Raw genomic sequence first — 11,817 nt, 5'->3', positions numbered from 1 at the left:
CCCGGAACGTCAGCAAGCAACTTGTCCGCTTGAGTAAATCACTCAACTACCCACGGGGAAAGAGATCACTACAACAGCAGCGGACACCGCCGAATCCAAGGCAATAAAAAGCGGCCCCGAAAATCTTCGAGACCGCATAATGTAACATGTCCAGCATTCACGCTGGGTGAAAGGTCAAAGCATTCGGTTAATCGCGGCGCATTGCCGTGTACCCGTGCAATTTCAAGATCTGAATAGCATTCCGTGAATCCGCAAGCGACTCCAATGTCACACGCAACATGCCTCCTTGCCGTTCGCGGCTGTGCAAAACCCCTATGTCACGTATGTTTATGTCATGCTCCGCCAGAAGCCCCGCGATGGCCGCTAAAACTCCCGGTCGATCCGGTGCAATGACCGTTAACTCCGACTGCGAGTCCCAATCGCCCGGACGTTCGCGCGCCAGCTTCCTCTGAAATGAATACGCTCGCTGCCAAACCGCTTCCAGCTCACCTGACTTGAATAAGGCTTCCACATCGTCGAAGTGCTTGCGAAATTTCTTTAATGACTCAAGCACCTGTTCACGATTGGCAGCCAGCACCGATTCCCACGCGCCAAGCGGAAGCGCCGCCATCGCCGTCATCTGCTGAAAATGTCCCGTCGCTATCTTCTGCAGCAGCGGAAGATCCCGGCTCTCGTTGGCCAGCCAATCGGTCAGAGCTAAGGCGAAAATCAGCGGCATGTGCGTCGTCGAAGCGATTATCTTATCATGGACATCCGACTGTAGCACAATCGGATAAGCACCCAATGTGCGGATCCACCACTTGAATGCGGTCAGCTTGTCCATCGGCACGTCGTCAGGCGGAGTCAGAAGCCAATAGGCGCTCGCGAACAACTCAGGATGTGCATTGGCGATTCCCTGCCGCTGACTTCCGGCCAACGGATGTCCGCCAATAAAAATCGCGCGAGCATCTTCGACGCCGCGCGCAATCGACATAATCTCTTCTTTCGCACCGGCCGTGTCCGTCACGACGGCGCCCGCCAGTGCCGTCCGCAAAATCGTCGGCAAGACCTTCGCAACTTCGTCCGCCGACATCGCAAGTATTACTAACTCCGCACCGGCAATCGCTTCAGAAATGTCACCGACACCCTGATCAATCGCGCCGCGCATGATGGCTTCCTGCAGCACCTCCTCACGGTCATAACCAACCACCGTGCCGGTGAATTGCATCGCCTTCAATTTTAAGCCAATAGAGCCGCCAATCAGCCCCACTCCGAGCAAGGCGACTTTGTTGAAATCGTTCCGAAATAATTCAAGTGGATCAGGAAGCGTCAGTTCGACGAGATCCGTGGCGGGGGAATGTGCCTGTTCCGTAGAACAATCTCCAATTCAATCCGTTTGTTCTGTTTCTATTCCTGCGGTTCGCAACACACTCTCGGCGCGCGCCCGCTCATCCAATGAGAGCAGCCTCAATTTGAAATAACCGTCACCGCGCTCAGTCAGCCGTTCAATCCGGTCAATCGCGATCCGCGCTTCCGCCATGGCGGTCGCAATCGCCTGCATCACTCGCGGGCTGTCGCCAGTATTAACGATCAGTTCCGGCCCTTCGCTGCTCACCGCTTTCGACAGCAGCGCGCGCCCGGCCTGAATCACGGAAGCGACATGCTCGTCCAGTGAACCAATCAGCAGATTTGTGCGCAGATTCCCGACGGTTGCTTCAATCGTGGAGAGCACCTTGATAACTTCCGAGCGATTATCAGCAAGTTCTTTCAACCATTCCGATTTGCGCGAATCCGAACAGTAGTCAAGCTGTTGACTTATCCGGCTTTCCAAATGCTGAGTCACCACCTGCTCCGGCCGGCAGTTTCGCAAGATTGTCTCCAGTTCCAGAAACTTCAAGACATCGGATACCAAGTCAAACTGAGCATGCCGCTCGTCGAATTTGTCCTGATTCATGGAGTGCACACTTGCACCACACGCGACAAAAACTGTCGTCAGCATTTCTGCTGCCGGAATATCGGACTTGAACTGCGGCGTCAGCAAAACCGTTTTGCCGCTGAAGAAAGCGCGTATGTTTGCACTGCAATCGGCCGTCGTTCCAAGCGTCGGCTCAATATGAAATCCGATGTAGTGCAAATCCCGTCGCGCTGCAACCGCAATTGAACGGTCAAGCCGGTGACGATTCGAAATCATGTCCAACATCACCGCGTCCGATGCCGCCCGGTCCACGGCAAATGCAAAGGTATCTTCGGGGAGATGTTTTGATTCACCAAGAGCGACGAGGTCGCTGTTCTTAAGCCCTTCGTCAAGGCTTGTACTTCCGTCCGTGATGACCGTCTTGCCCCAAGCGTCCTTGACGATCTTTTCGCTATCTACGCCAAACAGTTCTCCCCGAAAACCCGAATTTTTCAGGGCGGCGGCAAATGCAGAAGTTACCGGATTAATTCCGAGGAGGCAAATTTTTCGCAGGTCCGATAATTGGTGGTTCATAACAGCCCTTAAAAGCGCATAATGCAATGAGTTGCGCAAATTCCAGGCCAGATGAGAACAATGGGGAATATAGCGTTCTCTATAACCTAATGCAATTCAAAATGACCCTCTTTTGGGTCTTCTCGGGCACAAAAAAGCCCCAAGACGGGGCTTTTAGCGAAAAGCAGGGGCTTATTCAGGAATCGATTTCAGTGCCTCTTCCATGGTGGTCCAAGGCAGGGTGGCACATTTGACACGCACCGGCAATTGTGCGACGCCGGCAAGGGAAGTCATGTCGTCCATGGGTTCGCCGTCCGGTACCTTGCCCTCGCGGATGAAACTGCGAAATTGCTCGATTCTTTTTTGAACTTCGGCAATCGTGCGTCCCTTCAAGTCTTCCGTCAACATCGAAGCGCTTGCCATCGAAATCGCACAGCCGTTGCCTTCAAAAGAGATGTCGGCAATCCTGTCATCCACGAGCTTCAAATGCAGAATCAGTTCGTCACCGCAGAGCGGGTTCTTGCCCTCCATCGAATGGGTCTCTTCGGCAAGCTTGCCCTTGTTGCGCGGCAGTTTATAGTGATCCAGCAGGATATCGCTGTACAGGTCGGTCATGCGAGTATCGCCCGTGCCGTACGAACGGCAGCTACCAATTGGTCGATGTCGTCAAGGGTATTGTACAAGTAAACGCTGGCACGCGCGGTTGCCTGTACACCCAGCCAGCGCATGAGCGGCTGGCAGCAATGGTGGCCGGCGCGAATTGCCACTCCTTCGCGGTCAAGCAAAGCCGCAAGGTCGTGGGGATGAACGCCCGGCACATTGAAGGACACCACACCGCCGCGAAAAGTTCGCGGACCGTAGATTTGCAACTTGGGCTCAGCCGAAAGCTTTTCGAGAGCGTGCATGGTGAGATGCTGGTCGAATTGCTCGATTCTGTCCATCCCGATTTCCTCGAGATAGGCAACGGCAGCGGTCAGGCTTACCGCTTCCGCAATGGCGGGGGTTCCGGCTTCGAACTTATAGGGCAACTTGTTCCATGTCGCGTGGTCAAGAAAGACTTCCCGAATCATTTCGCCGCCGGTCATATACGGCTCCATGTCATCGAGAATTTCCGGTCTGCCGTAGAGCACGCCAATGCCGGTCGGGCCGAGCATTTTGTGCGCGGAGAATGCGTAAAAGTCCGCATTCAATTCGCTCAAGTTCACGGGCATATGAGGAACAGACTGCGCGCCGTCAATTAGAATTTTCGCGCCAACCTTATGCGCCAATTGCACAAGTTCACCGACGGGGTTAATTGTTCCGAGCACGTTTGAGACATGTGTCACGGCAACAAGCGCTGTTTTATGGTCAATCAGTTTGCGCGCTTCCGCAAGGTCAAGAGTTCCATCACTCTTTATCGGAATGAAGCGCAGCTCCGCACCGACGGATTTCGCCACCTGCTGCCACGGAATCAAGTTAGCGTGGTGCTCCATCGGAGTCAGAACGATCGCCTGTCCGTGCTTGATAAACTTGCTGCCGAAGGAATGCGCAACCAGGTTTATGGACTCGGTCGTCCCGCGAGTGAATATCACACCTTCAAGCGCCGGTGCCTTGATAAAAGCGGCAATCGCCCTACGAGCGGCTTCGTAATCCCCCGTCGCGGCCTCACCGAGTGTATGGATGCCGCGGTGAACGTTGGCGTAGCGCGACTCGCAGAACTTGCAGTATGCGGTCATCACTTCGTTCGGTTTTTGCGAACTTGCGGCACTATCGAGATAGACCAACGGCTTGCCGTTGACCTTCACGTTCAATATGGGGAAATCCTTGCGGACGTCCCGTCCCAGAATGGAACTCACGCTCCCTCCGTTTGCAGATATTTCACCGGAATGGCGACGTAGATGTCATCGCCTTTCCGTTCTACTCCGAATACCTGAATGGGTTCCGTGGCCGGCAGCGAGAGAGCTTCGCCGGTATCAAGTGAGAAGCGTGCACCGTGCCGGGGACATTCAATGCAGTTGCCTTCGAGCCACCCGTCGCTCAGGTATTCATCTTCGTGCGAGCACAAATCGTCAGTGGCATAAAGTTTACCGTCCGATTGAAAAATTGCGAGTTCGAGTGAACCGACTTGAAATCCCTTTCCGCCATTGCGAGGCAGGTCGGAGACAGAACAGATCTTGACTAATTGTGTTTCTTGATTCATGATTTTAGAGTGACAATGTCATATTTGTCATTGTGGTCCATTGTTTGCCATTAGGGTAAGCAAGGACAACAATCAACAGATGTGAGTGGTGTAAATGAGCCGTTTATACATGCTGCCTTTGTGCCTGATGGTTCTTTTGGCCATTGGCTGTGACAGCGAAGATAACAATGAGAGTGCGGGCTATCCTGCGGAGCCCACACCGGACATGCTTGAAGCCGGGCCGGGCGACGGCGCGGAGTTCTTCTGGTGGAGCGATTCAGGCCGCGCGCGCGCTGCTGCCGCAAACTACAGGGCGGCTCTCTGGGTAACGAACGTTGACACGACTCATGTCGAAATTGAAGATATGGCCGGTTTGTTCGTCTATCCCGGCTGTCTTGGATCGCATCCCGATGTGGAATGCGATATCATAGTAAAAGACGCGACGTATTCACAGTTGGAATACGGTCCAAACGGGATGCAGTTCGCGGATTCGGTGCTCTTCTGGATTGACTCAACGGTGATTGAGTTACCAGAGAACACGTTTGCCGCGGATGTTGCATATTACTATTACAACCCGGACACCGGACGATTTGAAGAGCTTGACACGTGGGTCAATCCGGACAACGGCTGGATTGAATGCAAAGTGCTGCACTTTTCACGTTACATCATCGGACGGCGCCTGACACAACGAAACTGACACACCAGATTTAGCGGGACATATACAGCCCGCAATAAAGGGAACGCCCCGTGCTGATGCTGCACCGGGGCGTTTGTGGTTTTGTCAGTGTCCCGATGCGCGACCGACAGTCTGCGCAACCCGTTCGCGCCAACTTTGCCGGACATCCTCGAGAGACTCCGGAACCGTCTGAATCACCTCTTCGCCGAACCCCATTCCAATGGCGGTCAATGCCTCACGATAGTTGAGTCCACGAGTTTGCAAATAAAAGAGCTGTTCCTTATTCAGCGTGCCGATGGATGCACCATGGCTGCACTTGACGTCATCAGCAATGATTTCGAGTTTGGGAATGGCATCGGCATGCGTTCCGGGATCGAGCATCAGATTGCGGCAGGTTTGATACGCGTCCGTCTTCTGCGCGATCTGCGGTACGGTGATGATGCCCTGATAGATTGAATGCGCCTGTCCGGCGAGCAGCGTCTTGAAGAGAAGATTGGAAAATCCGTTTGGTGTGCCGTGATGCTGATGGGTACGATGCTCGGCATTCGCACTGCCGTGACCGCTGAAGAGTCCGCTCAGATGACATTCGGTGTTGACACCGAGGAGGTCAATGCGAAGCTTGGCGACGTGCCATGCGCCACCGGTCGTGAATGCGCACCAATTCAGGTATCCATCCCGCTCAACGCGGATGCGGCCGGTTCGATACATCGCGGAGTTCACCGGAATCTGCTCGTCATGGACATAGTGCAGGCGAGCGCCTTGCTTCACCAGAATTTCGGTGCGGCCGATGACGGGTGCGTCCTTACTGTCGGTGTGCCAACGGTCGAAGATAACGGCTTCCGCACCGCGCTCAACGACAACCAAAGTCGCAGGCGCCGCAAGTCCTCCGCCGGTGTGACGATGTGATAAATCAATGACAACGCCGGTTGTGTTGGCCGGCACACGGAGGCAGACAGGTTGAGCTGTTAAAGCACGGTGATAGTGGAGGAACTTGGCGTCCGTGTCCGCATCCTCGACATCCAGCATCGAGCGAAAGAGCTCGCGGTCGTTCGGCGTCGCCACCAGCGCATCGGGAGTCAGGCCGCTGCGGACATTGATGGAGGATTCAAAACGGGTCGAGTCACTCGCGGATTCGACATTACTCCACGGAAAAGCATCGGCGTCATTCTTGCGCCACTCTTCGACATCCTTCGCGGGAGTTGAAGAGGTGCGCGCCTGAGAAAGAAAGTGTGCACGGTCATCAGGTGTAAAGAGCGCGTGACCGGCGGAGATTTTTTCGAGATAGCTCATTTGCAGTTTTTGAGTGCGGGTCTCAGCCAACGGATCCCTCCATCTGGAGTTGGATAAGACGATTCATTTCGAGGGCGTATTCCATCGGCAATTCCTTCACCACCGGTTCGATGAAACCGCGGACAATCATGGTCATGGCCTCTTCTTCTGAGATGCCGCGACTCTGGAGATAGAAGACCTGCTCGTCACCGATTTTCGACACGGTGGCCTCGTGTCCCAGTTCGACGCGGTCTTCCTGAATGTTCATGTAAGGATAGGTATCGCTGCGGCTGTGGTCATCGAGCAGAAGCGCATCGCAGCCGACGCTGCTCTTGCTATTGGTTGCTCCTTTCGCAACTTCTACCAAGCCGCGATAAGAAGTTCTGCCGCCGCCGCGCGAGATTGACTTTGAAATGACGACGCTAGTCGTATCGGGAGCGCGGTGAATGACCTTTGCGCCGGCTTCCGTGTGCATGCCGGGACCGGCATAGGCGACAGAGAGAATGTCAGCCTTGGCACCGCGTCCCATGAGATAGACGGACGGATACTTCATCGTGATTTTTGAACCGATGTTGCAGTCCACCCACTCCATCGTCGCACCTTCTTCGGCAATGGCGCGCTTGGTCACGAGGTTATAGACGTTCTTTGACCAGTTCTGAATCGTGGTATAGCGCACGCGGGAATTCTTCTTGCAGTAGATTTCCACGACTGCGGAGTGAAGCGAGTCGCTCGAATAGACGGGGGCGGTGCAGCCTTCGACATAGTGCACGTTCGCGCCTTCATCGCAGATAATCAAGGTGCGCTCGAACTGACCGGAGTTTTTGGCATTGATGCGGAAATAGGCCTGAAGCGGAATCGTTACATGCACGCCTTTGGGGACGTAGATGAAACTGCCGCCCGACCAGACCGCGGTGTTGAGCGCCGCGAGTTTGTTATCCCCCGCGGGAATGCACTTGCTGAAGTACTCTTTGTAGAGGTCGGGATATTCCTTCAAGCCCGTATCGGTATCAAGAAAGACAACTCCCTGTTTGCTCCACTGCTCCTGCAAGGAATGATAGACGACTTCGCTTTCGTATTGGGCACCGACTCCGGCAAGAAACTTCTTTTCCGCTTCAGGAATTCCGAGTTTGTCGTAGGTTTCGCGAATCTCTTTGGGAACGGCGTCCCAATCGTGCTCAACTTTGTCGGAAGGCTTGATGTAGTAGTGAATGTCATCCCAGTCGATTGTGGAAAGGTCGGGTCCCCACTGAGGCAGCGGTTTCTTATAGAAGTAGTCGAGACCTTTCAGACGGAGATTCAACATCCACTCGGGCTCGTTTTTGTAACGCGAGATTTCGTGCACGACCTCCTTGGACAAACCTTTTGGGAGCTTAATCACGTTTTTCTCCGGCATGGAAAAGCCGAAGCGTTCGTAGTTGTCGAGGTCGAGTGTGAATTCTTTGGATTCAGGCATTGGAATATGTGAAAGTGAAAGTGAAAATCAATTGTCGAAGTTACCGTCCGGTGACTTTACGAACCAGACGGTCGAGTTGCAGGCCGAAGTTGTTGTCATAATCAATCATCGTGCGCAGAGCAGGCGAATCGGTCTTGTAGAAGAGCCGGGCGAGTTCATCAGGCCGCCACTGCTGCGCGCTGAACATTTTGTCTTTGAAATTAATGGGCCGATTGCGGCCGTATCCGAACGGAAGTTCGACCAGTGAGTTGTGATCCTTGGCGATTGCGATGAATTTCGTTTCCGTGTCCATCTCGCGGTCGTCGAAGGGGATCGCAAAGAACGCCTGCGCGAACTCCATGATGTAATCACGGCGCAGGATAGTCAGGCTTTGGTCTGAAAAATTCGGACCACCGATGGAGAATGAGATTCGTTTGCCGCCCATGTTGTCAATGGCGGTCTCGATGATTCCGTCGCCGACGCAAAGGCAATCCTGCTCGATGAATACGGAGTACTCGGCATCGTTCATCAACGCATAGAACGCTCCGGTGAAGAAGGCGCGCGTCCAGCCGCCGTACTTTGTGTCACAGGCCATGCCGTGCAGAAAATTCCGTGTCATACTTAAGAACTCGAGGTTCTTCCCTTCAAGTTCCGGCCGCACCGGACTGGCCGAGTCAACGACGAGTATCTTAGACGGTTTGGTGTAGCGTGTGACAAATTCGTACCAAACGTCAAAGAACAATTGCGAACGAATCCGCGGGTCGGAACGCTTGGTCGCGCCGGGATGCAGTCCTGAGCCGTCGCACCACCAGCCGCTATGAACAATATAACCGGGCATTCGTGTCAGGGTCGCGGTCTGACGACGCGATCAATGTACTTTATATTGTGTTCCGAAAGGCGATTCGTAAAAAGATGGATGTTCGCCGAATGCGGATAGATGTAAACAAAAGTTGGCTTGACGCCCGCCCAATCCAGCACATGGAAGAGTCCGGATTGGCAGACGTGAGATTCACGCGCGGCGGCCATGCGGCGTGCGTTTGTCAAGACATCCTGTGAATGATCAATGACCTGTGCGTTCGGGATTTCCACTGACATGAAACTGTCGCTCATCAAAACTTCATTCGACCTTTCAACCTGCCCCAGAGACAATTTGAAGTCCTTGTCATACCCCAAGCCGTGTTCCCCCGCGACATATTCGGGGACGAAGCAGCGAGGAGTCCGGCGGAATCCGAAGTTGTAGTATTCCGGAGCGGTGACACCGAATTGATTGGGATTATGTTTATAGGGCTGTCCGCCCTTCTCCCAATCGGAAACCGGAAAGTCCGCCAACGTCACCGCGTCCGTCATCTCTTGAAGCATGAGCAGCGATCGGGTTTGTTCAAAGAGCGTGAAACCGCGCGCGAGAACAAAGTGAATTTTCTGACCGCGAGTCTTGTAGAGCCACGATGCAACGGGCAGGCAGGCGATGAAGTCTCCCAATTTGCCGCAATGCGTGACGACAATCGTATGCCGTCGATCTTCTTTGAAGCGGCGAGCATTCAGCCAATAGCGGATTTTTGCCCCGGGACTGCCGAAGCGCGTTCCGAGTTCACTCACGTCGAGGGAGTTGCTCCAAGTTGCTTTAAGGCACTGGTAACGGCCGCCGCAACGGCAGTGACCGAAATGGGACCGAGTGTCTTGCTTTCAGGGGCGTGCGAAGACGCATCAACAACGTAGGTGTCCTTCCAACGCGGCTCAATATGCGACTGCGCGGACGCAATAACGATTTGCGGCTTATCGAGCGCCGCAGCGACAAATCGCCACGGTGTGTTCATTCCAATCCACAGCAGGCAATTTGCAATCACTCCGGCGCGTTCGGGATTCGCGAGTTTTCGATAGTGATGATTTGCGCGCGCCAGCCGTTCGGAGGTGGCGTCACCAATTTGGATGACCGAAATTCCAACAGCGTCGAGATTGGCTATCAGAATTTCGAATCGAGGGGTCGGCCAAAACTCGCCGTCGGCAGTCGGAGTCGTGTCTACGGCAACCGTGCGATGATGAGCTAGTTTGTGCGGCCATTTCGGTTTTCCGAGCGCAGGTCCGAGAATTTTCGGACGACCGCTTTCCGTGAGCCCAAGTTCAAAGCCCAGAGCAGCCCGGACATGGGAGACAATGTCGCCGGTGACGACGGTCACGACTTCTCAGGCAGCGACTTCCGACTTAATCCAGTCGTAGCCTTCTGATTCAAGATGTTCTGCAAGTGTCTTATCGCCAGACTTGACAATACGGCCATCCACGAGAATATGGACAACATCGGGAACGATGTAATTCAGCAGACGTTGATAGTGCGTAATCACCAATGCGCCGAAATTCGGTCCGCGCATGCTGTTGACACCTTGCGAAACAATTTTCAATGCGTCAATATCGAGTCCGGAATCGGTTTCGTCCATGATGGCCATTTCGGGCTTAAGCATTCCCATCTGGAGAATCTCGTTACGCTTTTTTTCACCGCCGGAAAAACCTTCATTCAAGTATCGCTTTGTGAACTCCGGGCGAATATCGAGAAGTTTAAGCCACTTTTTCATTTCGGCATCAAACTCCTTGAAGCTTGGAGTCTGTCCGAAGCGCTCGGTCATGGCCAAGCGAAGGAAGTTGTTTACCGACACGCCGTAGATTTCCTGCGGATACTGGAAGGCAAGGAAGAGTCCGCGTTTGGCGCGTTCATCAGGCTCGAGTTCGAGCAGGCTTTCGCCTTTCCAGATGACTTCGCCGCCAGTCACTTCGTATTTCGGGTGCCCCATGATCGCGGCGGAAAGTGTCGACTTGCCGCTGCCGTTGGGTCCCATGATCGCATGCACCTCGCCGACGGGAACTGTAAGGTTTAGCCCTTTGAGGATTTCCTTGCCTTCCACGGCGACATGAAGGTCACGAATTTCAAGCTGATTCAATGATGCTCCTATAGAGAAAGTTTTTTCAAAAAAGGGAATAGACATCGGAGGCGGCGCGAGAGACGCCCCCACCACAGGCTGGCCTCCGGCCGCTATCCGGCGTTGACCGGAACTTCCTTGGAATTGCTGTGGAAAATCGGCTGGAGCTGGGTGAAATACTGCTTGCGCTCGATTTCCAAGAGGTCAGCCAGAGTCTTGCCGCGGAAGAAGGCGCGGAGGTGATCTTCAGCCTCTTTCCAGACATGACGGACGGTGCATTCCTGAGACATGACGCAGGCTGCCGGGTCAGTGGTGCATTCGTTGAAAGCAAGACTTCCTTCGAAGGCCTCGATTACTTCCAACATATTGATTTCTTCAGGCTTGCGTCCTAAAGCAATGCCTCCACCCTTCCCGCGGTGAGTTTCAAGCAGTCCTTCGCTTGATAGGTATGCCACAATTTTCGTCAAAAAGACACGTGGAATGTGCTGTTGTTCGGCGATGTCGCGGGTAACGAACGTTTTGCCATCGGCATGACCGCGAGCGACGAACATCAGCATGCGAAGGGCGTAGTCGGCTTGAAGTGAGATTAACATAGGTTTTTCCTAAATATGACTTTCGTAGTCAGATTAGAATATAAGAGGAATCTAAGCGTGTGTCAAGTGCTATAAGTCACATATAATTGAGATTAAGATTGTGAAACATTGCGCGAAGAGGAGTGGAAGTCTTGACTTCCTCGGAGGGTTTTTGTTATTTGTGGGTGCAGCCGTAGGGGTGGTCGCACGGAGGAATCCGGAAGCGGCCTGAGAGAGTCCCTCGAACCTGATCCGGATAATGCCGGCGAAGGAAACGGTACGGTCAGACCGAGGTGCCCCGCGCAACTCATAGTGATAGGACCGCAGCCGTTCAAACAACGGGCTGCGGTTTTTCGTT

At 53.8% G+C, this 11,817-nt stretch carries 13 protein-coding genes and 1 riboswitch; of the genes, 1 reads left to right on the top strand and 12 read right to left on the bottom strand.

Annotated features, from left to right (window positions below; genetic code table 11):
- Positions 1–187: 187 nt before the first annotated feature.
- The 5 genes from HUU59_04350 to HUU59_04330 all read right to left on the bottom strand — a co-directional run bounded on the left by HUU59_04350 (position 188) and on the right by HUU59_04330 (position 4,625).
- Positions 188–1,216 (bottom strand): prephenate dehydrogenase/arogenate dehydrogenase family protein, encoded by a 1,029-nt coding sequence (locus HUU59_04350; protein NUO18659.1) that lies wholly within the window; start codon positions 1,214–1,216, stop codon positions 188–190.
- Positions 1,217–1,366: 150 nt separating this feature from the next.
- On the bottom strand, positions 1,367–2,467 hold the full coding sequence (locus HUU59_04345; GenBank protein ID NUO18658.1) for a prephenate dehydrogenase/arogenate dehydrogenase family protein: 1,101 nt from the start codon (positions 2,465–2,467) through the stop codon (positions 1,367–1,369).
- A gap of 171 nt (positions 2,468–2,638) precedes the next feature.
- Entirely contained in the window at positions 2,639–3,061 is a 423-nt protein-coding gene (locus HUU59_04340) for an SUF system NifU family Fe-S cluster assembly protein (protein ID NUO18657.1), read from the bottom strand.
- Entirely contained in the window at positions 3,058–4,272 is a 1,215-nt protein-coding gene (gene sufS / locus HUU59_04335; protein NUO18656.1) for a SufS family cysteine desulfurase, read from the bottom strand. Before sufS ends, HUU59_04340 begins: the two co-directional genes overlap by 4 nt.
- A 5-nt stretch (positions 4,273–4,277) precedes the next feature.
- Complete coding sequence (locus tag HUU59_04330; protein NUO18655.1) at positions 4,278–4,625, bottom strand: non-heme iron oxygenase ferredoxin subunit; 348 nt, start codon at positions 4,623–4,625, stop codon at positions 4,278–4,280.
- Between the two features lie 94 nt (positions 4,626–4,719).
- Between HUU59_04330 and HUU59_04325 the strand changes: the two genes are divergently transcribed.
- Positions 4,720–5,301, top strand: a complete 582-nt coding sequence (locus HUU59_04325; protein ID NUO18654.1) for a hypothetical protein — start codon at positions 4,720–4,722, stop codon at positions 5,299–5,301.
- Positions 5,302–5,385: 84 nt separating this feature from the next.
- Here HUU59_04325 and HUU59_04320 read toward each other — a convergent pair whose 3' ends face one another.
- The 7 genes from HUU59_04320 to HUU59_04290 are packed head-to-tail and all read right to left on the bottom strand — an operon-like array spanning position 5,386 to position 11,480.
- On the bottom strand, positions 5,386–6,600 hold the full coding sequence (locus tag HUU59_04320) for a SufD family Fe-S cluster assembly protein (protein NUO18653.1): 1,215 nt from the start codon (positions 6,598–6,600) through the stop codon (positions 5,386–5,388).
- Positions 6,593–8,002: a Fe-S cluster assembly protein SufB gene (gene sufB, locus HUU59_04315; GenBank protein ID NUO18652.1), complete on the bottom strand. Its 1,410-nt coding sequence runs from the start codon at positions 8,000–8,002 to the stop codon at positions 6,593–6,595. The genes HUU59_04320 and sufB overlap by 8 nt, the downstream gene beginning before the upstream one ends.
- 40 nt (positions 8,003–8,042) lie before the next feature.
- The gene (locus tag HUU59_04310) at positions 8,043–8,819 is read right to left on the bottom strand and encodes a hypothetical protein (GenBank protein ID NUO18651.1); all 777 of its coding nucleotides are present in this window, start codon (positions 8,817–8,819) and stop codon (positions 8,043–8,045) included.
- A 5-nt stretch (positions 8,820–8,824) separates the two neighbouring features.
- The gene (locus HUU59_04305; protein NUO18650.1) at positions 8,825–9,577 is read right to left on the bottom strand and encodes a hypothetical protein; all 753 of its coding nucleotides are present in this window, start codon (positions 9,575–9,577) and stop codon (positions 8,825–8,827) included.
- Positions 9,574–10,155 carry a hypothetical protein gene (locus tag HUU59_04300; protein ID NUO18649.1) on the bottom strand — a complete coding sequence of 194 codons (582 nt, stop codon included), beginning with the start codon at positions 10,153–10,155 and terminating at the stop codon, positions 9,574–9,576. The genes HUU59_04305 and HUU59_04300 overlap by 4 nt, the downstream gene beginning before the upstream one ends.
- Positions 10,156–10,161: 6 nt before the next feature.
- A complete protein-coding gene (gene sufC / locus HUU59_04295) occupies positions 10,162–10,953 on the bottom strand; it encodes a Fe-S cluster assembly ATPase SufC (protein ID NUO18648.1) in 792 nt (263 codons plus the stop codon).
- 47 nt (positions 10,954–11,000) lie between these two features.
- Complete coding sequence (locus HUU59_04290) at positions 11,001–11,480, bottom strand: Rrf2 family transcriptional regulator (protein NUO18647.1); 480 nt, start codon at positions 11,478–11,480, stop codon at positions 11,001–11,003.
- Positions 11,481–11,644: 164 nt separating this feature from the next.
- Positions 11,645–11,750: riboswitch (TPP riboswitch) on the top strand.
- Positions 11,751–11,817 lie beyond the last annotated feature (67 nt).

The sequence above is a fragment of the bacterium genome (genome assembly GCA_013360195.1).
In the GTDB taxonomy this organism is placed as follows: domain Bacteria; phylum Electryoneota; class RPQS01; order RPQS01; family RPQS01; genus JABWCQ01.
This window is presented reverse-complemented; position numbering and strand designations above follow the sequence as displayed.